Genomic DNA, 23,175 nt, shown 5'->3' on the forward strand with positions numbered 1-23,175 from the left:
GGCTGACACTGTCAGGCGATCAGGACACACAGCCCACTTTTGGCGGCCTTCCAAGGTGGTGGTGTGCTCAGGCTAGCGGGACGGTCGTGGGCGGAACGGTCCGTGACCAAACGGTACCGATCACTTGCGAGTTTATGTATGGTCCAGACCATGTCTCTCGAGGACGAAGCCCGGGAACTGACGGCACGTCGGCTTGCTGAAGAACAGCGCAGAGTCGCCGCCGAGGAGAAGCGGGCCGATGACGAGCGCAAAAAGCGGGCGGCGGAGGAAGCCGACCGATGGGATAGGACACAGGAGTTGTTGGCCCTGCTTCGACAGCACGGTGTGAAGCCGGTCAAGATTCCCCGTACGGGCACCTTCCGCCCCAAAAAGGGTTGGATTGTTGTTGGCGAATGGTACGATCCGCGCGGCTACGTCTTCAACGGCGAGAACGACTCGCTACCGCCAGAGCAGGGATATGCGTTGGCGGAAGACGGCACATGGTACCGCTTTGGCCTGTTTGAGAAGCCAACAGTAGAAGGCGCAGCGCCTTCGAGAGCTGCGATTGTGGAGTTCGTGGCCGCGATCCTGGAGAACGGTGGTCGCTGACTCTCGCCTCGGGGAGGCGGCAGAGGGGCAGTGACAGCTCACCGGATTGGCCACTAACCGATGGCAATCGTCGGCGCAGGACGCCAGTTTCCACGGCAGGCCCCGGCAGCTGAGCACACCGATCGAGCATGTTGGTCGCGTTCAGGACGAAGCGTTCCGGCGCCCGCCGAGAGTCAGCAGAAAGTCAGCGAACCTGCTCACTCCGGCTTGGGCCGAGCGCTTCCAGCCAGTGGCAGGAGCACAGTGCTTCGGGCGCGTTGACGGCGGGCGACACCGGGGGACAGGCCAGGACCGCGTTCACACGGAAGCGCTGGGGACGGCCCCAGGACAGCGGAGGACGTCTCGGACGGGTGAGGCACATCAAAGGGCACACGAAGACGTGAAACAGCGGGAAGTCGACCACTGACGGAGAGGGCCAGGCGTGAACATCTCCATCCGGAGATGTTCACGCCTGGCGAACTTCAGAACTTGGCCCGTTGGCTTTCAACCTCTGAAAAGCCCGTCTCAGCCCACGAATTGTCTAGTCCCAGTTCCGGCCGACCGATCCGTCATAGTAGCCGCTAGACAGATGATCTAGTCCGGTCGACTATCGCAAGATGCGTCAGCACAGGCGCAGTACGAGTTGACGGTCGGGCTGGTATGCCCAGGAGCAACTCTGCTGCCCGAGTGAGCTGCGGTAATCCCTGAGGTGGCTTCAGTGAGCGACGAGCACGATTACGTGAAGATCTGGTTCGCTCTGGACCAGGACGAGAACGGCTGGCCGCCGGCGAGTAGCGAGGGCCTGTGGGCCGTCCGGCTGTCGGCGCAGGTGGTGCGGCTGGACAACACGCCTTGGTTCGTTCGCAATGTTGCATGCGGTGATGTGTTCGCTGTCGAACGGGACGACCAGGGCCAGTGGTGGGCTGGAGAGCGGCTGCGATGGTCTGGCCACTGCACCATCCGGGTCGTGCCGTTCCGCGACGGGGCGTTGGCGGGATCGTTGCGTGACGTGCTCGACCGCTTCAGCCCCCTAGGAGTCAGCGGCGAGGGAATCGAGCAGTTCGGCATGGTGGCGTTGGACGTGCCGCCAACGGCCGACATCGCGATGGTCAGGCTGCGTCTGGTGGAGGGTGAGGACGCAGGGTGGTGGGAGTACGAGGAGGGCTGCGTCAGCGACGCTTGGCTCGCGTTGAGTTAGCCAGCCGCAAAGCGAGCTGTTCTCGCCCCGCGACCTCGCCACACCCCTGGCCGCGCTCATTACAGCGGGCACCCCGGACTAGCCGGTCCGACTCGGCCTCTAGCAAGGTCCGGGTGCGATCACGCACACCCGTGGCCGACCCGCGTTCGATCTTCATCGGCGATACGCCGGGACGTGGGCCGTTCCGGGTTCTAGGCGCCGAGCCAGTGGCGAGCGGCCGCGGCCAGGGCGGCTACGCCGACGCTGATGGTCGGCTGCTCGACCGGGGCGTAGCGCGGCGAGTGGTTGGACGGCAGCTCCGCCACGATCCGGGCCATCGCCGCAGGATCGGCGGCTCCCGCAAACGCGCTCGGGTCCGCACCGCCGAGCAGCCAGAACACCAGCGGTGCCCCGGCCGCGTCGGCCAGCACCCCGACGTCCTCGCTACCGGTGACCGGTCCTGGGTCGATCACGCGTTCGGCCCCGACCACCCCCGCCAGCGCCGCACGGGTACGGTCGACCGCCGCCACGTCGTTCACGACGGCTGGCGCGGATTCGACCGCCTCGATGCGCGGCTGGGTCGCCGCGCCGGAGGCCTGGGCCTCGGCGCGGACGACGCGCTCGATGGCGGCGAGCACCTTGGTCCGTACGGCGGGGTCGTAGGTGCGTACCGACAGCAGCAGTTCGGCCTCGTCGGGGATGATGTTGTACTTCGTCCCGGCGGTGAGCGCGCCGACGGTGACGACGGCCATGTCGTTGCCGGACACCTCGCGGGACACGATGCCCTGTAGGCGCAGCACGGTGGCCGCGGCCATGACCACCGGGTCGACGGTCGTCTCGGGCCGGGAGCCGTGGCCGCCGGAGCCGTACAGGGTGACTCGCAGCGAGTCGGTGGCCGCGAACGCGGGGCCGCTGCGCAGCCCGATGACCCCGGCGGGGATGGGTGCCACGTGCTGGCCGAGCACGACGTCGGGCCGGGGGATGCGGTCGAACAGGCCGTCGGCGACCATCGCGGCCGCGCCCTGGGCGGTCTCCTCGGCGGGCTGGCACACGACGGTGACGGTCCCCGACCAGTCGCCGCGGGTCGCGGCCAGCGTCGCGGCGGCGCCGAGCAGGCAGGTGACGTGCATGTCGTGGCCGCAGGCGTGCATGACGCCATCGGTGCGGCTGGCGTAGTCCAGGCCGGTCGCCTCCGGTACCGGGAGTGCGTCCATGTCGGCGCGCAGGAGCACGGTCGGGCCGTCGCCGTTGCGCAGCACGCCCGCGACTCCGGTGGTGCCGATCTGCTCGATCACGTCGTAGCCGCATTCGCGCAGCCAGGCCGCCGCGATCCCGGCGGTGCGCTGTTCCTGGAACGACAGCTCCGGGTGCGCGTGCAGGTCTCGGTAGACGCCGTGCAGGCGCTCGACCAGGTCGGACTCCATGCCGCCAGCCTATGGCCGGGGCCGCCGCGCGGGGCGGCTAACGCGGACCCGGCTGGGCGGCGCGCAGGTCGTCCAGGATCTCGACCTGGGTGGACAGCACCTCGGTGAGGATGCGGCGGGCGACGGCGAGCAGTTCGGCGACCTGGGGGCTGACCAGGGAGTAGTAGACGGTCGAGCCTTCCTTGCGGGTGACGACGAGGTTCATCTTGCGCAGGACGGCGAGCTGCTGGGACAGGTGCGCGGCCTCCAGGCCGACTTCGGGCAGCATCTCGCCGACGGAGTGTTCGCGGATCGACAGCAGTTCTAGGACCCGGATGCGGGCAGGGTGGGCCAGGGCCTTGAAGAACTCCGCCTTCACCTGGTACAGCGGTCTGCGCACGCGTCCCACCCCCTCGATCGTCCTCAAACCGTACCTGGCCCGTCGCCGCCGCGGGTGCGCGGCCGTGCGGTCAGCGCCAGCTGTCTCCGCGTCGGCCGGCGGCGGTCGGGCTCGACATGGCGAACAGGCGCCGGGCCAGGGCCTGGAGCAGGGTGAAGGCGGTCTCGTGGTCGCCGCGGCGGTGCATCACGTGGGCCCGGGTCGCCACGCCCAGCAGCCGCAGCCCGTCGAGTCCCCAGGCGACGGCGTGCCGGTCGAGGTGGGCGTGCAGCGCGGCGAACTCGGCGGTCGCCTCGCCGCGCCCGCGGGCCTGGCGCACGACCGGGGCCACGCCTTCGATCACCAGGAGATAGCCGTGCCAGGCCGCCCGTTCGTTGGGTGCCATGTCCCGCCGCCTCCGCTTCCTCGCCGGTGTCCTGATCCGGGGGCGCCGTGCGGCAGCCCTGGCGACCGCCGATGTCGGCGGGCCCACCCGCCCGCGGCACCGGCGGTCACCTTCTGACGTTAGCAGCTTCTTCGCAGTTGCTAACATCGGCAAGTGAAAGGATAGGCAGGCAGGCGGCCTGCGCCGCCCGCGGTGTCCCCCGACCCGGTGACCGGCGCCGAAGATCCGCACTCGCGGAGATCACCATGCGCCTGCCAAGATATGTCCTATGTGGATGTACGTTTCGTTCTCGGCCTGCACCGATGCCGTACGGTCGCTGAACGGTCTCGGGCCTGCCCCGGCGCCCGGCACCGGCCCGGCCGTCGACCACACCGAGGCGTTCGAGCTGGCACGCAAGCAGATCGCCGCGGCGGCCGCGCTGATGGCCCAGCACCGCCCCATCGCCGGCGGCCATTGCAGCTGCACCCGGCAACTGCCCTGCTCCGTCGCCGTCGCGTGCGCGCAGGCCAGCGAGCGCCACAGCCAGCTCCTACCGTTCGCGCACCCCACCGTGGAGCTGCCCCAGGTCGGCGTGGCCCGCCGGTGACCCGGGCATCGGGGCGAGGCCGAGCCCGGACAGCACCGCCGCCCCGCTGACGGCGTGCTCGCCGCCGGCGAGCACCATGGTCCGGGCCTGCTGGTACGGGCATCCGGCGGCGGCGAACGCGGCAGCGGCCGCGACCAGCCGCTCCCGGTCACCGGTGTGCAGCGCGGCCGCCCGCTCGACGATCGCGGCGGCCACCGGATTGCCCGCCACGACGGCGCGGGCCTGCTCCAGTCGCTCGGCGGCGTCGGGACTGCCGGCGAGGACCCCGGCCTCGGCGCGCAGCGCCACATACCAGTGGTGCCAGATCCAGCAGACCCACTTCCACACCTCGCCCGGTTCGGGCGCCAGCCGGTGCAGCGCCTCGGCGGCGCGGCCGAAGTGCAGCAGCTCGATCGCGTCGTAGACGGCACCGTAGCCGTAGGTGTGCTCGCCCGGGGTGCCGAGCCGGCCCAGGATCTCGTCCCAGCGGCGGCGGGCGTCCTGGTCGGCACGCAACCCGTGGACCATCGCGACCCCGGCCACCGCCGGGCCGAGCACCGACCTGGCCGGGCTGCCCGACCGCTGCCACCCCTCCAGGAACCGGTCGCCGACCGCGAGCACGTCCGCCGCGTCGCCGGCCAGCACGTGGGTCACCAGCAGCCAGCTCGTCGCCCGGTGGCCGACCTCGGCCAGCAGCCGGTGATCGGCCAGCTGCCGCCCCCACCGCCGGGCACCGGGCAGGTCCCCGACCCCGAGGCTGGCCTCGGTGGCGTTGCCCAGCGCGTCGACCAGCTCGTGCGTGGTCGCCGGGGTCGGCGCCAGCGGCGACAGCAGCGCGACGCGCCGCCGGGCCGTGGCGGCGGCCGCGAACGCGTCACCGGCCCAGCAGTGGGCGCCGGTCAGCGCGTCGAGCGCGGCAGACTCGGCCAGCGGGTCGCCGGTGGCACCGGCCAGGACGACGGCCCGCTGCGCGTAGGCGAACGTCTCCGACACGGCGTTGTCGGGCGGCCCCTGCGCGGCGCCGAACGCATCGGCGAGCACCCCGGCCTCGGCCAGCGCCAGCGCCGCCTGCGCCGCCGGATCAGCCCCGGCCAGCTCCCGCGCCTGCTCGACCAGCGCGGTCGCCTCCTGCGGCGAGGGCAGCCGGGCGAACTTGGTCCAGAACCGGTACGAGTAGGTCGCGGCGGTGGCCAGGTCGCGGGCGGCCCCGGCATCGTCCCCGGCCCGCCGGGCGGCGTCGGCGGCCGCGCGGTACAGGCGGTACATGTCGTCGCCGCGCAGCCGGCACCCGGCCACGGCCGCCGCCTCGCGCAGCATCGCCGCGGCGGTCGCCGGGTCGTCGGCCAGCTCCGCCGCCTGCTCGAACCGTTGCTGGGACTCCCCGACCAGGTTGCGCGTGAACGCCAGCTCGGCCAGCCGCCCGGCCAGGCGGCACGCCTCGGCCCGCCGCCGCGGCTGCTCGGCCGCCCAGGCCAGCGCCGCGCGCAGCTCGTCGGCGACCCGGTCGAACCGGGCCCGCCAGTCCTCAGCTGCCGTGCCCAGACCGTCGGCGCGGGCCAGCGACCAGCGCAGGTGCCGGTCCCGGGCGTCGCCGAGCGCGCCAGCCTCGGCCAGGCACGCGATCCCGTACTGCCGGACGGTCTCCAGGGCCCGGTATTCGGTGCCCGACACCGACGCGGTCACCGCCAGCAGGCTCTGCTCGGCCAGGCGGGCCAGGCCGTCGACCGTCGCGCCGATCCCGGCGCCGGTCACCTCGGCCGCCGCGTCGACGGTGAACGGCGCCACGAACACCGACACCTGGTGCAGCAGGTCCTGGCTGTCCGAATCCAGCAGGGCGTGGCTCCAGTCCAGCGCCGCCCGCACCGAACGGTGCCGGTCGTCGGCGCGGGACCCGCCCGACAGCATCCGCAACTGGTCGGACAGGCCCGCGGTCAGTCCGTCGAGCCCGAGCACGGGCCAGCGGGCGGCGGCCAGCTCGATCGCCAGGGCGACCCCGTCCAGCCGCGCGCAGACCGCGGCGACCTGCTCGCGCAGCACCGGATCGGGCGCCTGGCCCACCGCGCCCGCCCGGTCCAGGAACAGCGCCACCGCATCGGACGCGCCGTCACCGGCCAGCGACAGCGGCGGCACCGGATACACCCGCTCGTACGGCACCATCAGCCGGGCCCGGCTCGTCGTCAGCACCCGCAGCCGCGGGCAGCCGGCCAGCAGCCGTTCGAGCAGCGGCGCGACCCCGTCCTGGACGTGCTCGCAGTTGTCGAGCACCAGCAGCGCGTGCCGGTCGGCCAGCGCGGCCAGCACCGAGTCGTCCATGGACTGGCCGGGCTGCTCGCCCAGGCCCAGCGCCCCGGCGACGGCGGCGGCGACCATGCCCGGGTCGGTCATCGGAACCAGGTCCACGAACCAGACCCCGTCGGCGTACTCGTCGGCGGTGTCGGCGGCCACCGCCAGCGCCAGCCGGGTCTTGCCCACGCCCCCGGGTCCGACCGCGCTCACCTGCCGGTGCGTCCGGAGCAGATCGGTGAGCTCGGCCCGCTCCCGCGCCCGGCCGACGAACGAGGTCAGCGGGGTCGGCAGGACCGGTGCGGCCTCGGCCCGGTCGGGGCGCGGCAGCTGCGCGGCACGGTGCGCCAGCGCCCGCCGGTCCGGCGCCCCCAGCTTGCGCAGCAGCGACGACACGTGGCTCTCGACCGTACGCACCGAGATGAACAGCTTCGCACCGATCTCGGCATTGGTGAGGTGCTGGCCGAGCAGCGACAGCACCTCCGCTTCCCGAGCTGAGACCTCCACCGTCGCCACCACCGCGCCATTGTGTCCCACCGGCTCCGTGGCCTTGATCCGAGGTCGGTTCCGTGGTCGCCACCGATGCCCCGACCGGCCCGCCCGACGACGCTTTGAGCAGGTCGATCCAGTCACGAGCAAGGAGCGCGAACATGAACCTTCCACATTCGGGGGTACGGGAGTGGGCCACGTCGGTCGGCCGGGTGCTGCGCCAGCCGACCCTGCGCCGGGTACTGCCCGGGATGCTGGTCTCGGCCCTCGGCGACGGCATGAGCGCGGTCGCGGTGGCATGGCTCGCGGTCGGGATCGCCCCGCCGGGTCAGGCCGGGGTATGGACCGCGCTGGCGGTCGCGGCGTACACGCTGCCCGCCCCGCTCGGCGCCGCGCTGCTGGCCCGGCCGATGCGGCGGCTGAACCCCACGCGACTGGTGGCGGCCGACGCGACCCTGCGGGCCGTCGCGCTGGGCGCGGTCGCGGCACTGGCGATCACCGGCACGCTCGGCCCGCTGGTCTACGCGGCCCTGCTCGCGGCCTCTTCGCTGCTGCACTCCTGGGGCAGCGCCGGGGCGTACACCCTGGTCGCGCAACTGCTGCCCGAACGCGACCAGGTGACCGGCAACGCACTGCTGTCGACGTTCGCCCAGGCGGCGTTCGTCGCGGGCCCGGCCCTGGCCGGAGGCCTGACCGCGCTGGTCGGCGCGGGCTGGGTGATCGCCGCCGACGCGGCGAGCTTCGCCGTGCTGGCCGTAGCCGCCGCGACGGTCACCATCCGGCACTCCCCCGGCTCCGACGCCTCGGCCGGACCGGAGCGCGGCGGCTGGCGCACCATCGCCGAACGGCCCCGCCTGCTCGCAATGATCGCGGTCACGTGCGTGTTCTTCTTCCTGTACGGCCCGGTCGAGGTCGCCCTGCCCGTCCACGTCGCCTACGGCCTGCACGGCTCCCCCGGCCTGCTCGGCCTCTACTGGTCGGTGTTCGGGATCGGGGCCACCGCCGGCGCGCTCGGCGCCGGGCTGCTGCGGCGCCGGGCACCCGAGCCGGTCGTGGCCGCCGTCATCGTCGGCTGGGGCGCGGCGCTGCTGCCGATCGGGCTCACCGACGCGGTCGTACCCGGACTGATCGGCCTGGCCGTCGGCGGCCTGATCTACGGACCGTTCACCGCCATCAGCACCGCGCTGCTGCAACGCAGCACTCCCCCGCAGGCGCTCAGCCGCGTGCTGGCGACCCGGTCGGCGCTGACGGCCCCGGCCACGGCACTGGGCACCCTGCTGGGCGGCCCCGCGGTCGCCGCAGTCGGCGGCCGGACCACCCTGCTGGTATCGGCCCTGCTCACGATCGCGCTCGGCCTGGCGGCGGCAGCCGCACTGCGGAGCCCGGGACACGTCCGGGCCGGTGCCGCCGCACCGGCAGCGATGGCCGCCGCCGACGCCTGACCCGCACTGGTGCCGCGATCCGTGGCCGGTTCCGTGGTCACCACGGATGCCCGCGGACCCGCCGCCGACGAAGCTTAGATCAGTCCGAACGACCGAACAGCAAAGGAAACAGCGATGACGACGGCCACGAAGAAGAGCGCCTACGACGGCTTCACCGCGCAGGAGCGGCAGGCGATGAAAGACCACGCCAAGGAGCTCAAGGCCGCGGCGAACCGCGCCGACAGCGAGCGCGACGTCCTGAACAAGATCGCCGAGATGCAGCCCGCCGACCGGGTGCTCGCCGAGCGGATCCACGCCCTGGTCGAGACCAACACCCCGGGCCTCGACCCGAAGCTGTGGTACGGCATGCCCGCCTACGCCCGCGACGGCAAGATCGTGTGCTTCTTCCAGAGCGCGGAGAAGTTCGGCGCCCGCTACGCCACGCTCGGCTTCAACGACGCGGCCCGCCTCGACGAGGGCGCCATGTGGGCGACCGGGTTCGCCCTGACGGCGATGACCGCCGAGACCGAGACCCGGATCGCCGACCTGCTGAAGACCGCGGCCAGCTGACCGCCGCCCCCATCGCCCGACCGCCGGCCACCGTGGGCCGGCGGTCGGGCGGGCGCGTCAGGCCTGCCGGGTCGGCAGGACCACGATCTGGCGCAGGTTGACGTGCCGCGGGCGGCTCACCGCGTACGCGACCACGTCGGCGACCTCCGCCGCCGACAACCCGCCCAGCGCCTGGAACATGCCGCCGAGCTGCTCGCTCAGCACCGGGTTGTCGATGTGGTGGCCCAGCTCGGTGTCGGTCAGACCCGGCTCGATGTTGGTGACCCGCACGTCGCGGGGCCCGAACTCGGTGCGCAGCCCCGCCGACAGGTGCGTCAGCGCGGCTTTGGTCGCCCCGTACACGGCGTAGTTCGGGAAGGTCACGTGCGCGCCGATGGACGAGATGTTCACCAGGTCGGCGCTGCGGCCCGCGGCGGCCGCCGCGACCAGGTCGCCGGAGAAGGCGCCGACGACGCGCAGCACCCCGGCGACGTTGGTGTCGATCATCTTCAGCCACTCGTCCTCGCGGGCGTCGTCGACCGGGTTGGGCAGCATGACCCCGGCCGCGTTGACGACAAGGTCGGCGGGGCCGAACGCGCGGCGTACCGCGTCGGCGGCCCGGCCCACCGCGGCGCTGTCGGTGACGTCGGTGGCCACGGCGACCGCCTGCCCGCCACCCGCGACGATCTTCGCGGCGAGGTCGGTGATCCGATCGGTGCGGCGGGCCAGCAGCGCCACCCGGGCGCCGTACGCGGCCAGCAGTTCCGCCGTGGCCGCGCCCATCCCGCTGGCGGCTCCGGTGACGACGGCGGTGCGGTCGCTGAGCGTGTCGAAAGAGATCATGCGGCCAGCCTGCGGCGGCGCGGCCGGGTCACCCAGGGCTGCGCTGAACCTGGGTCCGGCAGTACCAGGATGCGCGGCGGCGGCTGAGGCAGACTGGTCGGCGTGCGGCACGACAGCGAACGGCAAGACATCGGCGAGTTCCTGCGCAGCCGTCGCGGCCGGATCGACCCCGCCGCGGCAGGGCTGCCCGACTACGGGCGCAGACGCGTCCCCGGCCTGCGCCGCGAGGAGGTCGCGCAGCTGGCCGGGGTGAGTGTGGACTACTACATCCGGCTGGAGCAGGGCCGCGGCACCGGCGTGTCGGACGCGGTCCTCGACGCGATCGGCCGGGTGCTGCGCCTGGACGAGACCGAGCAGGACCACCTGCGCAACCTCGTCCGCCCGGCCCGCAGGGCGGTCTCCCCGGCCCGCCCGGCCAGGCTGCGGCGGGAGCTGCTGCGGATGCTGGAGCTGATGGAGTCGATCCCGGCGTTCGTGCTCGGCCGCCGGATGGACGTGCTGGCCTGGAACGCGCTGGCCGACGCGGTCGCCGGGTTCAGCACCATGCCGCCCCAGCAGCGCAACGTCGCCTACCACACGTTCCTGAACCCGAAGGCCCGCCTGCTGTACCGGGACTGGCCGACCGTCGCCGCCGAGACCGTGGCCTTCCTGCGCCTGGACGCCGGGCGCCACCCCGGCGACCCCCAGCTGGCGGCGCTGGTGGGCCGGCTGTCGGTGCAGGACCCGGTGTTCCGGGAGCTGTGGGCCGCGCACGGGGTCAAGGAGAAGTCCCACGGCCGCAAGCTGCTGCACCATCCCGCCGTCGGCGACCTGGACCTCGCTTACGAGACGTTCGCGCTGCCCGGCGACCCCGACCACCTGATGGTGACCTACCTGCCGGAGGCCGGCTCGCCGACCGAGGAACGGCTGCGGCTGCTGGCCAGCTGGGCGGCCCCGCCCGACGGCGTACCCGCGCGGCCGCAGGCCCGCGGTGAGATAAGCTGATCATGTGACACGGCGCCAGATCCTCAGTGGATCGACCTTCGAGGACAGCATCGGCTACGCCCGCGCGGTCGTACACGGCGACAGCGTGTACGTCTCGGGCACGACCGGGTTCGACTACTCGGCCATGACCATCTCCGACGACGTCGCCGAGCAGGCCGAGCAGTGCCTGCGCAACATCGCCGCCGCGCTCGCCGAGGCGGGCTGCACCCTGGCCGACGTGGTGCGGGTGCGCTACCTGCTGCCCGAGCGCGAGGACTTCGAGCCGTGCTGGCCCGCGCTGCGGCAGGCGTTCGGGCAGGTGCGCCCGGCCGCGACGATGGTCGTCTGCGACCTGTACGACCCCCGCATGAAGATCGAGATCGAGGTCGACGCGCGCGTCCCCACGTCCTGAGAAGCACCGGCCCCGTCCAGGTGATCCCTGGCCGTCCCTGTCCGCACCGGCCGAGGTTCGTCGCGACGGAGCGACGGCCGCGAACGCCGCAAGCCGGTCGGGAGACGGTTCACCGCCCCGAACGCGGGAGCAGCGGCGACATCGGATCGATGCTGCTCCCGCGTTTGTAAAGGTCTGTCGGCTGCACCTCACAGGTGGACGGGGGTCGCATCCTGCGCGGGTGCGGCGATCATTCCGCAGGCTGCCGTTCGGGTGAGCGGTCCAGGGCGACCTTGCCTTGCCGGGCCTCCAGCAGGCGCACGAGAAGCACCCCGATACAGAAGACGGCCAGCGGCAGTATCAGCAGCATCAGCCATTGCCCGTTGGCGGGCGGGTCCACCACGTCCAGATGGCGGGCCTCGATCCTGCTGCCTCCGAGGTATGTGGCATCGACAAACGCGGCTCCCACGACGACCGCCGTCGCGATGGGTGCGGCACCCAGCGCGAGCAGTCGGCGCCGGATCGGCGCACCCACCTTGATCAGCACCGCGATCGCCATGACCAGGAAGGTCGCAAACGTCAACAGCGTGGCTCCACCGACCGTGTCGAGGGGGGTGCCGCTCGGCACCCAGGGGAGGAAGGCATCCTGAGCGGGCCGGCTGACGACGAAGCCCCAGAGGTCGACGTCAGCGCCGCGATCCGGCCCGTAGACGACCACCTTCGCCAGCATCGCGTCGAGCCACAGTGCGGAGCCCGCAGCGACAGCCGCCAGCCCGAACAGCGGCAGCAGCCAGCGGCCCAGCAGCCGACGGGCCTGCGAAGCGGCCGGGACACCCAGGCATGCCGCGATGGTCACCCCGCACACGACAGACGGCCAGGCGTTCACCGCGTGCTGCGGGTGGTCGGCGTAGTCCATCAGCGGGGGGATCGCCATGGCCAGCACTGCCGCCCAGGCGAGCACAGCTGCGGCGACGCGCCACCCGATCAGGGCGACGACGGCGACCAGGAACAGGGACGCGCCCACCGCCTCAGACGGCACGAATGAACGCCATGGCGGTTCGACCCAGGGCAGGCTGTTCAGCCGCTGCCACCAACCGAGTTCGGCCAGGGGAAGCATGAGGTGGACGGCGCCCAGTGTCAGGGCCGCCAGCACCGCGTACACGCCGGTGGCGTCCTGCCACCGAGGGTCACGACCACGCGGCACCCCCTGCGGGACGAGCCGCATCCGCAACGCGCTCCACAGCAGATCGACCGACTCACGCAGCCGCGGCGCGCGCTGCTGCTCCGAGGCGCCGTCCATCAGGGTGCTCAGCATCTCCGCCTGGTACCGCGCACGGTGCCAGGCCGGATACAGGGCGATCAGGCGGCGGTAGCGCCGCTCCAGGGCGCTCACGCCGCGCCGCCTTCCCAGGCGAGGCCGTGACGGCGCAGCCGCTGGTTGGCGGCTGCGGCATGGCGGGCGAGCTGACTGGCCGCGGCCGCGAGGCGCTGCGCCCCCGCAGGGGTGATCCGGTAGTAGCGCCGGAGCCGGGATTGGACGACCTCTTCCCGGTCGATCTCGACGAGCCCGTCCTTGTTCAGGCGGTCAAGCACCGTGTAGAGCGTGCCCGCGTAGAGGGTCACGGCGCCGTCGGAGATCCTCTTGACATCCTCGATCATGCCGTAGCCGTGTAACGGCTGGTCAGCGAGCGCCGTCAGGATCAGGAACGCGGGTTCCGAGAGCGGGGATGGAGACATGGCCACATGGTATATCGATAACTCACATATATCGAGTCTCCATATAACATGGTCCTCGAACGCTCCGACCAGGTCGCCCGCCGGACCGCCGGAGGCGGCCGCGGCGGACGACCGCCGGTGTTCGACCCGGTCGTCTACCGGGAACGCAACCAGGTCGAACGCTGCTTCAACCGGTTCAAGCAACGGCGCGACCCGGCTGCCTCGCACTCATCGCAGCCCTGACGCGACTCACCTGACCGATAGGACAGGCCCTAGGCGAACTTCTGGGCGGTGCTGCCGTTGCAGTCCCAGATCTGAAGGCGGGTGCCGTTGGCGGTGTTGCCGCTGGGCACGTCCAGGCAGCGGCCCGACTGCGGGTTGAGCAGGCTGCCGTCGGCGCGCAGCTGCCAGGTCTGGCCGCCGGCGCCGTTGCAGTCCCACAGCTCGACCTGCGTGCCGTTGGCGGTGCCGTTGCCGTTGATGTCCAGGCAGCGGCCCAGCGTACGCAGCGAGCCGCTCGCGCCGAAGGCCCAGTGCTGGTCCAGCGAGTACGTCTGGCAGTCCCACAGCTGCACGGCGGTGGCGTTCACCCCGAAGTCGTCACCGGCCACGTCGACGCACTTGCCGCCGACCCCGACCAGGGCCGCGCCGCCGTTCAGCGCGAACTTCTGGGCGGCGCTGCCGTTGCAGTCCCAGATCTGGAGCCGGGTGCCGTTGCCGGTGTTGCCGCTGGGCGAGTCCAGGCAGCGGCCGGACTGCGGGTTGCGCAGCGAGCCGTCGGACTGCTGGATCCACTTCTGCCCGCCGACCCCGTTGCAGTCCCACAGCTCGACCTGGGCGCCGTTGGCGGTGCCGTTGCCGACGATGTCCAGGCAGCGGCCGATGGTGCGCAGCGACCGGTCGGGGAACTGCTCCCAGCGCTGGTCCTCGGCGTAGGTCTGGCAGTCCCACAGCTGGACGCCGGTGCCGTTGACGCCGGTGTCGTCGGCCGCCACGTCGACGCACTTGCCGCCGGGGCCGGTGACGGTGCTCTGCGGGCCGTTGGGGATGTTGGTCTGGCCCGCGTAGCCCACCGAGACGATGTTGGCCTGCACGGAGTTCTCGGCCGCGTCGGTCGGGTAGCCGTAGGTCATGACGCCTTCGAAGAAGGTGCCCATGTTCCAGTTGCTGTTGTCACCGCCGGTGCCCAGGATGATGCCGCCCTCCTGCTTCATCGGGATGTACCCGCCGCGGTTGGGCAGCGCGCCGTTCCACCACGTGGTCAGGCCGCCGGACTGGGCGTTGCCGCCCTTGAGCGCGTACGTCGTCTGGCCGTTGTTCTTCAGCATCGCGGTGACGTATGTGGTCTTGTTGCCGAGGTTGGCGGTGTTGCTGCCGTTGGCGCCCTGGAACATGCCGTTCTCCAGGTCGGCCTCGATCCACGGGCCGGTGCCGCTGCACGGCGCGAAGTAGCAGGTCGTCGCGATGCTGACGGCGTCCATGTGCCCGTTGCCGGTGTCGGCGGGGGTGCGCTCGGCGTTGCCGTAGTCGAAGCAGCAGGCCGAGCCGACGTGGGTGCCGCTGGCGACCATGTAGACGCCCTCGGGCTGGCCGTTGACGGCCACGCCGCTGGCGACGCCGGTGTAGCGGTAGCCGACGCCGGGCGAGATCCAGATGCCGTACACCTTGTGGCCGCCCGCGGTGACCGCGATCTCGCTGGCGTCGGCGCCGCGGTCGTTGCCCATCCCGGCCGTGCCCGCCGGACCGGGGGTCAGGTCGCTGTGCCGGGTGGTCTGGTCGTAGACCTTGCTGATGGAGCAGGTGGTGCCGTTGCAGAAGGCGTCATGGTCGGCGGCGTTGGCGTACCCGCCGACGGCCAGCAGCCCGATGTCGTGCACGGCCCGGTCCGAGGCCCGGGTCAGCTGGTAGAGCGGGCCGTTGTACGCGGCGAACAGCGCCCGGACGGTGCTGTGCGCCGCGACGCACGGCGTGCCCGCCGCGCCGTAGATGTCGCAGGGCAGCGACGTCGCCGCCTGCGAGGTGCCGGGCGCGGCTATCAGCGCGCCGGTCAGGAACAGCACCGACGCGGCGGCGAGTGCGCCCAGTCGGCGGCGGCCGGGGAACGGGGGACGGACCACGGGTGAACCTCTCTCGGATCGGGAGTGACGATGTCGAGATTCGTCGATGCGATTCTTGACCGCGTTGTTCGATCTCGAAAGAAGTTGTTGGAAAATGTTAGTGGCGTTCTAGCGTCACCGAAGATCGATCCAGTAGCGGCGCTGCGGGCCGAGTTCGGTGTCGCGCAGACCCGCCAGCACGCCGCCGTTGCGTTCGATCGTGCGGGCTGACGGCTCGTTGTCCACGGCGCAGACCATCAGGACCCGGTCGACGTCCAGGACGGCGCGGGCCTCGGCGAGCATCCCGCCCAGTGCCCAGGTGGCCAGGCCGCGGCGGCGGGCGGACGGGCGGACCCCGTAGCCGATGTGGCCGCGCAGGTCGTCGTACCAGTGCCGCAGCGCGAAGCCGCCCAGGACGCGGCCGTCCTCGACGATCCAGCGGGGCGAGGCGTGATGTTCGGCCGGGCACGGCGTCCCGGCCGGATGGGTCAGGCGAACCCGGTCGCCCACCCAGGCGGCGAAGCCCGCGGGCGAGTCCACCTCGTCGTCGTAGGACAGGCCGAAGCCGTCCTCGTGGAGTCCGGGTCCCCATTCGTCGCGGCAGTCCAGAAAGGCGGTGTGCAGGTCGGTGGTCGGCAGGATCAGCTCAGGCATGGCGGCCACGCTAACCGCGGCCGGAACTCGTCGCGGCCCGCTTCGCCGCACCACCCCGCAAGCCCAGCGGTCGAACTAAAGACCGCAAAGACCTTTCCGTTCAGGGGCCTACGAGAGGCGCCTGCAAGGCGCCCAGTCGCGGCGCCGGAAGCCCTTAATGGGCAACCCCATCGCGGAGGAGCAGCTAGGGCGGGAGCATCTCGCAGAGCCGGGTGGTGATCTGCGCCACAATTTCCTCCGCGGCTCAGGAATAGAACGCGTACGGGTAGACCTCGGACACGTACTCCAGCATCGGCACGGGCTTCGCCCCCGAGCCGAGGTCGATCAGCAGCCGGACCGCACCGCCGGAGTAGTGCTGGCAGGACATCGGTGAGCCGTGCCCCGTCTCGCAGACGACCACCTGCCAGGTGTGCGGAGCGTCCGCGGTGACCAGCCAGCACAGCGCCTGGTCTCCCTCCACCAGGCCCCACAGCAGCAGCTCGCCCGGTCCCGTGCCGAACCGGTACGGCAGGTCCACCTCCTCGGCGCCCCGGTTCAGCGCCTGCTCGAACATCACCACGTGCGCGACGTAGCCGGGGTAGGCCGTCGTCCACGCGGGATGTTCGAGGTAGAAACCAAGCGGGTGCAGCACGTCGACGATGCCGATACGCCCCGGCGGGAACCGGTGGAAGAAGGCCATGAGATCCGGCGGGAACCCGTAACCGCACGCCGCCTCCAGCAGCGCCTGGTCCACCGGGTCCGGCGCCGGACCCGTCCAGCCCACCAGGCGGGCCAGTTCCTCGACCGCGGCGGCCGCCTCGTCGGCGTTCACGCCCCGACGACGGCCCGGGCGCGCCGGACGCCGCCCGCCGCGAACAGCAGCGCGAGCAGCACCGGGAACTCCAGGTACGCGTGGTAGCTGGCGAAGGCCTGGTAGAAGGCGCGGCCCTGGAGGTAGTCGGCGGTGAACAGCACCCCGAGCACCGCCGCCGCGCCCAGCCCGAACGCCCACGGACGCCAGCCGCGCAGCCACGGCACCCGCGCCTCGAACGCGGCCACCGCCTCCGGCGCCTGCCACGGCAGGAACCCCAGCCACACCACATAGTGCATGGCCTGGAGGAACGCGAAGACGGCCAGGAAACGCAGGCCGATCTCGGTCCCGGGCGGCACCACCGGCGCCGACAGCGCGGCCGGGCTGCCCGCGAACGCGGTCACCGCCGCGCCGCCGGACACCAGCAGCCCGTCGAGCAGCCCCGACAGCAGCAGCGCGGGCACCACGAGGACCCAGCCGAGCTGCACCGCCCGGAACACCGTCCGGGCCCGGCCGGGCAGCCGCCGCGACCACTCCCACAGGAAGAACAGCGGCACGACGTTGTGCAGATGGGCCAGGACCACGAAGTGGTACGCGGGCCAGCGCAGCGACACCGCCGCCGCGGCCGCCAGCCCGCCCAGCGCGGGCGGCAGCCACCGGCGCGGCACCGCGTAGACGACCCCGACGGCCAGCACCGCGTACCCGAGCAGGATCTCCGGCGTACGCAGGGTCAGCAGCCGGCACACGGCGATGCCCGTGACCACGGCGGCCGACCAGGCCAGCAGCGGCCCCCGCAGCACCCCGGCGAACCGGCCCGCGACATAGCGCAGCTCCAGCACGTTGTGCAGCACCCCGAAGGCCATCAGCCCGAACACCATCGCCGCCAGCGGCGCCCGCAGCGCGGCAGCCAGCGCGAGCAGCGCGCAGCACGCCAGCCCGACACTGGCGGCCGACCGGTCGCGGGCCGGCGCGGCGACGGCTACGGTCACCGGATGCTCCGGTATCCGGCCGCCCTGGCCCTGACGCTGGCGGTCGAGGTGCCGCTGTACGCGGTGGCGCTGCGGTTCGGCTGGCGCACCCGGTGGCCGACGGCGGTGGCCGCCGCAGCGGCGGTCAACCTGGTGACCCATCCGGTGCTGTGGACAGTGCTGTCGCAGCTGCGCGGCGCCGGGGCATACCCGGCGGTGCTGGTGGGCGCCGAGGCGGCGGTGTGCGCGGTCGAGGCGGTGCTGCTGGCGTGGTGGCTGCGCCGCCGCGACGGGCTGCTGCTGGTGCTCGCCGTCGCGGTCAACGCGACGTCGGTGCTGGCCGGGCTCATCGCCGCGAGCGTCTGACCAGGACGACCACCACCACGACCACGGCGGTGACGGCCAGGCACGCCAGCCCCGCCAGCAGGAACGGGGCGGCCAGTTCGGTGGGTTGCGGAGCGACGTCGGCAAGCGGCATCGGTCCAGTATCGGCACCGGGTGCGACCGCCGCCAGACTCGCGGACGGGCGGCTGATGCGTACGCGGCCGGAATTTGTGATCATAGGGCCGTGGCGGAGACTCCCTGGCACCCAGTGGCCCTGGCAGAGGCAGACTGGCTCGCCGAACTCGACCCCGACGGCGCCGACCGGGGATTCGATCCCGGCTCACGTCCCGACGCGGTCTGGATCCTGCACGCCATGTACGAATGGGAGTCCGGCCCGACCCGTACCACCCATCAGGACCTGCGGCGCAGTCTGCTCGAAGCCGGCATGGTCGAGCCGAACGTGGTCGGCGGCATCGACGTCGACGCGTGGGGCGTGATCGAGACCGGCGGGCAGGTCGGCCGCTCGCAGCACCCGGGCCAGGGCTGGCGCCGCCTGCGCTGGCACGAGCTCGCGCAGCGGCTGGGCGAGCCGGTCGTGGCCGAGGGCGAGCAGCCGTGCTTCCGCAGCCTGGCCGGGGCGCACCCGGACGGCAGCTGGCCCGCCAGCGTCGAGCCGCCCGCCGAGGGCTCGCTGGACCGGGAGGGCTGGTCGCGGCTGGTGGAGCTGCTGCTCCAGTGGGCGCCGATGGGCGCGGCCACCCCGTGCCTGGCCTACCTCAGCCCGGGACACTCCCCCGACGACCAGGCCCGGGTCCTGGCCGGACCGCTCGGCGCGGCGGCCGCGCTATACGATCACGACTTCGGCGACGGCTCCCCGGCCAACCTGTGGCCGGTGGACCGGGCCTGGGTCACCTGGTCCGACTGGGACCTGTGGGGCACCAAGGTCAGCGGACCGTCCGACCTGGTCGAGGCGGTGCTGGCCGACAGCGGGCTGGAGGCGGTGCGGCTGCCCTGGTGCTGAACGGACGAGCTCCCTGACCGACCCGCCAGCGGGCCACGGACGGGTGTACGCCGAGGAACGACATCGCTCCGCATCGCTCCACCGAAGGCGTGGAGCGCTACCACCGATCGTGTGAGTTCTATTCATGGGACGAGTCTGTGCGCAATACGTTGGGTAGCCTCGCAACAATGCGTGATCTCTGGCTGCGCGGACTGGCCGCCAACCCGGCGGCACCTCCGGACGTGCTCGGGCGGCTGCTGTACCCCTCGGCGGCAGCGGCCTGGCCGGTGCTGTGCGCGCAGCGGCCCCTGCCCCAACCGGTCGTCGACGCCATCATGCGCCACCCCGAGGGACAGCTGCGCAGCCTGCTCGCCGACAACCCGCACGTGCCCGCGCACCAGTGGGCCCAGGCGCCCATCGACGAGCGCGGCCTCAAACGGCTCGCCCGCAACCCCCGCGAGCTGCTGCGCGGACGGCTGCTGCCCGACGCCGCGCTGCGCTACCTGCTCGACCGCGACCGGCCGGAGATCTTCGAGGAACTGGTCTACTCCGCGCACGCCCGCCGCGCCTACACGCTGGCCGCGGCCCACCCGAAAGCGAGCGCCCGGACGTGGGCCTGCCGGTTCTGGCCCGCGCTGAGCGAGCCGGCGCGGGCCGCGTTGCGGCAGGACCCCGACGCGGGCGTACGCGCCGCCGCGCAGGCCGCCCACAGCCGCCAGACGACCCCCGTCGAGCCGGAGGACCTGCCCGACCGGCACGACCCCGACTACCACGACGCGATCATGAACCGGCCGCTGTCTGCGGCCGTGGTCACCCGCGCGCTGGCCGGCGGCGACCCCTCCGACCTGCACATGCTCGCCTACAACCCGAGCACCCCCGCCGACGTGGTGGCCCAGCTCGCCCGGCATCCGGCGGCATCCGTCCGGGCCCAGATCGCGGCCCGCACCGACCTCGGGCCGGACCTGGTCGGCCTGCTGGCCGCCGACCCGGACGGCGAGGTGCGGCTGGTGCTCAGCCGCCACCACCCCGGCACCCCCGCCGAGACGCTGCTGCGCACGTTCCTGGACGAACCCGGCCCGCAGCGGTGGCCGCTGACGGCGCACCCGAACTTCCCGGTCGCCGGACTGGCCCGCTTCGGCCAGCACGGTGACCCGCAGGTGCGGCGCCTGGCCACCCTCGACCCGGGCGCCGACCCGCTGCTGATCGAGCGGCTCACCAACGACCACGACCCGGACGTGCGTGACGCCGCGGCCGCCTGCCCGAGGCTGCCCGCCGACCGGCTGGCATACCTGCTGGAGGACGAGGACCTGGCGCAGGCGGCGGCCGCCAACCCGGCGCTGAGCCCGGACCGGATGCACGAGCTGCTCGACCAGGCCGGCATCCCGTCGACCCGGTCACCGGCGGTGCGCTGACCGATCGGCGGCTGTCGTACCGTGGCGGGCACCGTCCACGCGGTCGGTGCCCCGCGCCGGGCTACGTCGCGTCGCTGCCGGGCGAGCACCGCGACCGGCTGCGCGACCTGCTCGCCGCGCGGCTGCCGGTGGCGGCGGACGGGACGATCCACCTCAGCGCCAGGGCATGGGCGGTGCGCGGCCGCCGTTAATGGGTTGCGTCGGCCTCGGCCTGCGGCTAGCGTCCGGCGCGATCATCGTATCCGGTATGGAAGCAGGTGTTTTGATGCGTGTTCTCGGCGCTCGTCAGCTGGAAGTCCCGACGACCCGACTCGTACACGTGAGGAAACACGACATTGGATCTGCCTCGTAGTTACAGCATCCGCGAGCACAGCCACCGCGTGCTCAACCCCATCGACTCCGCCAAGCTCGCCCTGCTGGGCGAGGTGATCGGCCTGCGGGCCGGCATGTCCGTGCTCGACCTGTGCTGCGGCAAGGGCGAGCTGCTGGCCACCTGGGCCCGCGACCACGGCATCGGCGGGGTGGGGGTCGACATCAGCACCGTCTCGCTGGCCGTCGCCCGCGACCGCGTCGCCGAGTTCGGCGTCGCCGACCGGGTGACCTTCGTGCACGGCGACGCGAGCACGCACGTGTCCGCCGAGCCGGTGGACGTGGCCTGCTGCATCGGCGCGACCTGGATCGGCGACGGCGTCGACGGCACGGTCGAGCTGCTGCGGCGCAGCCTCAAGCCGGGCGGCATGATGCTGATCGGCGAGCCGTTCTGGCGCGGCGAGGTGCCCGGCGCCGAGATCGCGAAGGCCTGCCACGCGAGCTCGCCCGACGAGTTCGACACCCTGCCGGCCCTGGTGGAACGGTTCACCAGGCTGGGGCTCGACCTGGTCGAGATGGTGCTGGCCAGTGAGGACAGCTGGGACCGGTACCGGGCCGCGCAGTGGCTCAACGTGCGCCGGTTCCTGGACGCCAACCCGGACGACGAGCTGGCGCCCGCGTTCCGGGAGGAGCTGGACCGGGCCCCGCTGGAGTACGTCCGCTACGGGCGTCCCCTGCTGGGCTGGGGTGTGTTCGCGCTGATGGAGCGCTGAGGTAAGGCCGTGGGCCGGCCGGTGACGCCACCGGCCGGTCCACGGCTCCAGCTGTGCGTGGCATCATCGGGCGGATCATCGACACCGCGACGGGGGTTCACATGGCACAGGTGAAGATCTACGGGCGCCGCGCCCATCTCGCCGAGGCACGCGAGGCGATGTCGGACGCGATCCACGGCTGCGCGGTAGCCGTGCTCGGCCTGCCGCAGGAGAAGCGGTTTCACCGTTTCATCGGCCTCGATCCCGAGGACTTCGTCCATCCCGCCGACCGGTCCGAGCGGTACACGGTGATCGAGGTGTCCATGTTCGAGGGCCGCACGACCGATACCAGGAAACGCCTCATCCGCGAGCTGTTCACGCAGCTGGAGACCCGGTGCGGCCTGTCGCCGCAGGATGTGGAGATCACGATCTTCGAGACTCCGCGCCACAACTGGGGCATCCGGGGCCGCTGCGGCGATGAGCTGGAGCTCAGCTACGACGTCAGCCGCTGAGAGCACGGCCCCGCCCGGCGCCGCGAGACGCCGGACGGGACCGCGAGCGGATCAGGCAGCGGGCTGCCAGAGCACCGCGCGGTACGTGCCGTCGGCCGCCTTCGCCCAGCCCACGACCTGGCTGCGGTTGTTCAGCCGCAGCGCGCCGGCCTCGCCACCCGTCACCAGGCTCGGCAGGTGGTGCACCACGCCGGTCTCCGACCAGTAGACGGCGCGGTCGACCGCGATGTTCCCGGTGCTTGCGATGCCGACCGCCTTGCCGATGTCGTTGATGCCGGCCGGGGTGGCCCGGTCGGCGCCGACGGGGGTCTGCAGCGTCCGCGTGGTGCCGTCGGCCATCCACACGTAGGCGCCGTAGGGCGCGACGTCGAGCGAGACGGTGACGTCGCCCGCGGCGTTGCCCCCGCCGCTGCTCGAACCGAGCAGGCCGACGTTGGCGACGGTCCCGTTGACCCAGCGGGCGGCCTGGTCCTGGTTGTCACCGATGATCACGCCGTTGTTGTTGATCTGCTCGGGCAGGAACCTGCGCCATTCGGGGTCCGGCGGCACCGCGCCGTTCTCGACCACGGTCATGACGCCGTTCTTCCAGCGGAAGCCCCGGTTGCCCAGCTCCGCGTCGTGGTAGTACCCGGTCACGACGCCGGAGTCGTTGATGTCGTCGGCGATGCTGTGGGTGCCCAGCGGGCCGATGTCGACCATCCCCTGCCCCGGCTTCCAGAGGAAGGCGTGGTAGACGCCCTCGCCCGCCAGGGTGCTGCCGCCGACGATCCAGCCCTTGTTGTTGATCCCGGAGGCGAACGACTTCTGCCCGCCGAGCGAGCCGAGGTCCTGCATGACGCCGTTCTCCCAGCGGAACGCGCGGGAGTACTGCCCGGGGCCGTTGGGGGTGGAGCTGTTGCCGACCACCACCCCGGCCTCGTTGATGTCGGCCGCGATGCTGCCGGTGGTGCCGGGCAGCAGGCCGAGGTCGACGATGGTCGGGCTGGCCGCGAACGCCGGCGACGTCACCAGCGGCGCGGCGACGGCCGCGATCACGGCGGACGCACCGAGGGACAGCACCTTGCGACGATCTGCCTTCACAGGCACTCGCTTTCTCGATGAGGGGTGAGCCTCATGCCCCCGTGGGCACGATCACCGCAGTATGCCCTGCCGCATCGAGCGGGCCATCAGGTTTATGAGCCGTGGCCAGCGTCCATTGTCGACATA

26 protein-coding genes are annotated in these 23,175 nt (G+C 72.5%); 13 read left to right on the top strand and 13 right to left on the bottom strand.

Going from position 1 to position 23,175, the window contains the following annotated elements:
- Positions 1-150: 150 nt before the first annotated feature.
- On the top strand, positions 151-588 hold the full coding sequence (locus Cs7R123_RS23785; protein ID WP_212829929.1) for a hypothetical protein: 438 nt from the start codon (positions 151-153) through the stop codon (positions 586-588).
- A gap of 697 nt (positions 589-1,285) precedes the next feature.
- Entirely contained in the window at positions 1,286-1,765 is a 480-nt protein-coding gene (locus Cs7R123_RS23790; RefSeq protein WP_212829930.1) for a DUF4265 domain-containing protein, read from the top strand.
- A gap of 191 nt (positions 1,766-1,956) precedes the next feature.
- Here Cs7R123_RS23790 and Cs7R123_RS23795 read toward each other — a convergent pair whose 3' ends face one another.
- The 3 genes from Cs7R123_RS23795 to Cs7R123_RS23805 form a co-directional block, all read right to left on the bottom strand.
- Positions 1,957-3,168 carry an amidohydrolase gene (locus tag Cs7R123_RS23795; protein ID WP_212829931.1) on the bottom strand — a complete coding sequence of 404 codons (1,212 nt, stop codon included), beginning with the start codon at positions 3,166-3,168 and terminating at the stop codon, positions 1,957-1,959.
- Between the two features lie 37 nt (positions 3,169-3,205).
- Entirely contained in the window at positions 3,206-3,547 is a 342-nt protein-coding gene (locus tag Cs7R123_RS23800) for a metalloregulator ArsR/SmtB family transcription factor (RefSeq protein WP_212829932.1), read from the bottom strand.
- Positions 3,548-3,617: 70 nt separating this feature from the next.
- Entirely contained in the window at positions 3,618-3,932 is a 315-nt protein-coding gene (locus Cs7R123_RS23805; protein WP_212829933.1) for a hypothetical protein, read from the bottom strand.
- Between the two features lie 268 nt (positions 3,933-4,200).
- Between Cs7R123_RS23805 and Cs7R123_RS23810 the strand changes: the two genes are divergently transcribed.
- Positions 4,201-4,518: a hypothetical protein gene (locus Cs7R123_RS23810; RefSeq protein ID WP_212829934.1), complete on the top strand. Its 318-nt coding sequence runs from the start codon at positions 4,201-4,203 to the stop codon at positions 4,516-4,518.
- Here Cs7R123_RS23810 and Cs7R123_RS40825 read toward each other — a convergent pair.
- Positions 4,462-7,299: a LuxR C-terminal-related transcriptional regulator gene (locus tag Cs7R123_RS40825; protein WP_212835136.1), complete on the bottom strand. Its 2,838-nt coding sequence runs from the start codon at positions 7,297-7,299 to the stop codon at positions 4,462-4,464. The genes Cs7R123_RS23810 and Cs7R123_RS40825 overlap by 57 nt on opposite strands.
- 131 nt (positions 7,300-7,430) lie before the next feature.
- Between Cs7R123_RS40825 and Cs7R123_RS23820 the strand changes: the two genes are divergently transcribed.
- Both Cs7R123_RS23820 and Cs7R123_RS23825 read left to right on the top strand, forming a co-directional pair.
- On the top strand, positions 7,431-8,711 hold the full coding sequence (locus Cs7R123_RS23820) for an MFS transporter (RefSeq protein WP_212829935.1): 1,281 nt from the start codon (positions 7,431-7,433) through the stop codon (positions 8,709-8,711).
- Positions 8,712-8,825: 114 nt separating this feature from the next.
- Positions 8,826-9,260, top strand: a complete 435-nt coding sequence (locus Cs7R123_RS23825; RefSeq protein ID WP_212829936.1) for an iron chaperone — start codon at positions 8,826-8,828, stop codon at positions 9,258-9,260.
- A gap of 57 nt (positions 9,261-9,317) precedes the next feature.
- Here the strand turns inward: Cs7R123_RS23825 and Cs7R123_RS23830 are convergent, their stop codons facing one another.
- Positions 9,318-10,082 (bottom strand): SDR family oxidoreductase, encoded by a 765-nt coding sequence (locus tag Cs7R123_RS23830; RefSeq protein WP_212829937.1) that lies wholly within the window; start codon positions 10,080-10,082, stop codon positions 9,318-9,320.
- 102 nt (positions 10,083-10,184) lie between these two features.
- Here Cs7R123_RS23830 and Cs7R123_RS23835 point away from each other — a divergent pair, with 102 nt between their 5' ends.
- Positions 10,185-11,066 carry a helix-turn-helix transcriptional regulator gene (locus tag Cs7R123_RS23835; RefSeq protein WP_212829938.1) on the top strand — a complete coding sequence of 294 codons (882 nt, stop codon included), beginning with the start codon at positions 10,185-10,187 and terminating at the stop codon, positions 11,064-11,066.
- Positions 11,067-11,070: 4 nt separating this feature from the next.
- Positions 11,071-11,457 carry a RidA family protein gene (locus tag Cs7R123_RS23840; protein ID WP_212829939.1) on the top strand — a complete coding sequence of 129 codons (387 nt, stop codon included), beginning with the start codon at positions 11,071-11,073 and terminating at the stop codon, positions 11,455-11,457.
- Between the two features lie 229 nt (positions 11,458-11,686).
- On the opposite strand, the gene Cs7R123_RS23845 is transcribed toward Cs7R123_RS23840, so the two are convergent.
- Together Cs7R123_RS23845 and Cs7R123_RS23850 are read right to left on the bottom strand one after the other, a co-directional pair.
- Positions 11,687-12,829: a hypothetical protein gene (locus tag Cs7R123_RS23845; protein WP_212829940.1), complete on the bottom strand. Its 1,143-nt coding sequence runs from the start codon at positions 12,827-12,829 to the stop codon at positions 11,687-11,689.
- Positions 12,826-13,173: a PadR family transcriptional regulator gene (locus Cs7R123_RS23850; protein WP_212829941.1), complete on the bottom strand. Its 348-nt coding sequence runs from the start codon at positions 13,171-13,173 to the stop codon at positions 12,826-12,828. Before Cs7R123_RS23850 ends, Cs7R123_RS23845 begins: the two co-directional genes overlap by 4 nt.
- A 48-nt stretch (positions 13,174-13,221) precedes the next feature.
- On the opposite strand from Cs7R123_RS23850, the gene Cs7R123_RS23855 reads away from it, so the two are divergent.
- Positions 13,222-13,395 (top strand): hypothetical protein, encoded by a 174-nt coding sequence (locus Cs7R123_RS23855; RefSeq protein ID WP_212829942.1) that lies wholly within the window; start codon positions 13,222-13,224, stop codon positions 13,393-13,395.
- Positions 13,396-13,424: 29 nt separating this feature from the next.
- Here Cs7R123_RS23855 and Cs7R123_RS23860 read toward each other — a convergent pair whose 3' ends face one another.
- The 4 genes from Cs7R123_RS23860 to Cs7R123_RS23875 all read right to left on the bottom strand — a co-directional run bounded on the left by Cs7R123_RS23860 (position 13,425) and on the right by Cs7R123_RS23875 (position 17,681).
- Positions 13,425-15,269: an arabinofuranosidase catalytic domain-containing protein gene (locus Cs7R123_RS23860; RefSeq protein WP_212829943.1), complete on the bottom strand. Its 1,845-nt coding sequence runs from the start codon at positions 15,267-15,269 to the stop codon at positions 13,425-13,427.
- Positions 15,270-15,383: 114 nt separating this feature from the next.
- Entirely contained in the window at positions 15,384-15,902 is a 519-nt protein-coding gene (locus tag Cs7R123_RS23865; RefSeq protein WP_212829944.1) for a GNAT family N-acetyltransferase, read from the bottom strand.
- Between the two features lie 244 nt (positions 15,903-16,146).
- Positions 16,147-16,713, bottom strand: coding sequence for a hypothetical protein (locus Cs7R123_RS23870; RefSeq protein ID WP_212829945.1), 567 nt, complete (start codon positions 16,711-16,713; stop codon positions 16,147-16,149).
- The gene (locus Cs7R123_RS23875; RefSeq protein WP_212829946.1) at positions 16,710-17,681 is read right to left on the bottom strand and encodes a hypothetical protein; all 972 of its coding nucleotides are present in this window, start codon (positions 17,679-17,681) and stop codon (positions 16,710-16,712) included. The genes Cs7R123_RS23870 and Cs7R123_RS23875 overlap by 4 nt, the downstream gene beginning before the upstream one ends.
- Before the next feature lie 3 nt (positions 17,682-17,684).
- On the opposite strand from Cs7R123_RS23875, the gene Cs7R123_RS23880 reads away from it, so the two are divergent.
- Positions 17,685-18,026: a hypothetical protein gene (locus Cs7R123_RS23880; RefSeq protein WP_212829947.1), complete on the top strand. Its 342-nt coding sequence runs from the start codon at positions 17,685-17,687 to the stop codon at positions 18,024-18,026.
- On the opposite strand, the gene Cs7R123_RS40830 is transcribed toward Cs7R123_RS23880, so the two are convergent.
- A complete protein-coding gene (locus Cs7R123_RS40830; protein WP_280517330.1) occupies positions 18,007-18,138 on the bottom strand; it encodes a hypothetical protein in 132 nt (43 codons plus the stop codon). The two genes, Cs7R123_RS23880 and Cs7R123_RS40830, sit on opposite strands and share 20 nt — an antisense overlap.
- A gap of 90 nt (positions 18,139-18,228) precedes the next feature.
- Between Cs7R123_RS40830 and Cs7R123_RS23885 the strand changes: the two genes are divergently transcribed.
- From Cs7R123_RS23885 to Cs7R123_RS23900, 4 genes are all read left to right on the top strand, one after another.
- Complete coding sequence (locus tag Cs7R123_RS23885; protein WP_212829948.1) at positions 18,229-19,005, top strand: hypothetical protein; 777 nt, start codon at positions 18,229-18,231, stop codon at positions 19,003-19,005.
- A 167-nt stretch (positions 19,006-19,172) separates the two neighbouring features.
- Positions 19,173-20,396 carry a hypothetical protein gene (locus Cs7R123_RS23890; RefSeq protein WP_212829949.1) on the top strand — a complete coding sequence of 408 codons (1,224 nt, stop codon included), beginning with the start codon at positions 19,173-19,175 and terminating at the stop codon, positions 20,394-20,396.
- A 335-nt stretch (positions 20,397-20,731) separates the two neighbouring features.
- Positions 20,732-21,478: a cyclopropane-fatty-acyl-phospholipid synthase family protein gene (locus Cs7R123_RS23895; RefSeq protein ID WP_212829950.1), complete on the top strand. Its 747-nt coding sequence runs from the start codon at positions 20,732-20,734 to the stop codon at positions 21,476-21,478.
- Positions 21,479-21,579: 101 nt separating this feature from the next.
- Positions 21,580-21,969, top strand: coding sequence for a tautomerase family protein (locus Cs7R123_RS23900; protein WP_212829951.1), 390 nt, complete (start codon positions 21,580-21,582; stop codon positions 21,967-21,969).
- Between the two features lie 51 nt (positions 21,970-22,020).
- On the opposite strand, the gene Cs7R123_RS23905 is transcribed toward Cs7R123_RS23900, so the two are convergent.
- The gene (locus tag Cs7R123_RS23905) at positions 22,021-23,049 is read right to left on the bottom strand and encodes a hypothetical protein (protein WP_212829952.1); all 1,029 of its coding nucleotides are present in this window, start codon (positions 23,047-23,049) and stop codon (positions 22,021-22,023) included.
- Positions 23,050-23,175 lie beyond the last annotated feature (126 nt).

The sequence above is a fragment of the Catellatospora sp. TT07R-123 genome (assembly GCF_018327705.1).
GTDB lineage: Bacteria > Actinomycetota > Actinomycetes > Mycobacteriales > Micromonosporaceae > Catellatospora.

What these genes read in the sequence shown, in the direction of transcription:
- Cs7R123_RS23805 (WP_212829933.1), bottom strand. Translation starts at nt 3,932, where the DNA reads ATGGCACCCAACGAACGGGCGGCCTGGCACGGCTATCTCCTGGTGATC.
- Cs7R123_RS23880 (WP_212829947.1), top strand. Translation starts at nt 17,685, where the DNA reads ATGCTCCGGTATCCGGCCGCCCTGGCCCTGACGCTGGCGGTCGAGGTG.
- Cs7R123_RS23830 (WP_212829937.1), bottom strand. Translation starts at nt 10,082, where the DNA reads ATGATCTCTTTCGACACGCTCAGCGACCGCACCGCCGTCGTCACCGGA.
- Cs7R123_RS23855 (WP_212829942.1), top strand. Translation starts at nt 13,222, where the DNA reads ATGGTCCTCGAACGCTCCGACCAGGTCGCCCGCCGGACCGCCGGAGGC.
- Cs7R123_RS23820 (WP_212829935.1), top strand. Translation starts at nt 7,431, where the DNA reads ATGAACCTTCCACATTCGGGGGTACGGGAGTGGGCCACGTCGGTCGGC.
- Cs7R123_RS23865 (WP_212829944.1), bottom strand. Translation starts at nt 15,902, where the DNA reads ATGCCTGAGCTGATCCTGCCGACCACCGACCTGCACACCGCCTTTCTG.
- Cs7R123_RS23900 (WP_212829951.1), top strand. Translation starts at nt 21,580, where the DNA reads ATGGCACAGGTGAAGATCTACGGGCGCCGCGCCCATCTCGCCGAGGCA.
- Cs7R123_RS23825 (WP_212829936.1), top strand. Translation starts at nt 8,826, where the DNA reads ATGACGACGGCCACGAAGAAGAGCGCCTACGACGGCTTCACCGCGCAG.
- Cs7R123_RS40830 (WP_280517330.1), bottom strand. Translation starts at nt 18,138, where the DNA reads ATGCCGCTTGCCGACGTCGCTCCGCAACCCACCGAACTGGCCGCCCCG.
- Cs7R123_RS23795 (WP_212829931.1), bottom strand. Translation starts at nt 3,168, where the DNA reads ATGGAGTCCGACCTGGTCGAGCGCCTGCACGGCGTCTACCGAGACCTG.
- Cs7R123_RS23890 (WP_212829949.1), top strand. Translation starts at nt 19,173, where the DNA reads ATGCGTGATCTCTGGCTGCGCGGACTGGCCGCCAACCCGGCGGCACCT.
- Cs7R123_RS23810 (WP_212829934.1), top strand. Translation starts at nt 4,201, where the DNA reads ATGTGGATGTACGTTTCGTTCTCGGCCTGCACCGATGCCGTACGGTCG.
- Cs7R123_RS23850 (WP_212829941.1), bottom strand. Translation starts at nt 13,173, where the DNA reads ATGTCTCCATCCCCGCTCTCGGAACCCGCGTTCCTGATCCTGACGGCG.
- Cs7R123_RS23785 (WP_212829929.1), top strand. Translation starts at nt 151, where the DNA reads ATGTCTCTCGAGGACGAAGCCCGGGAACTGACGGCACGTCGGCTTGCT.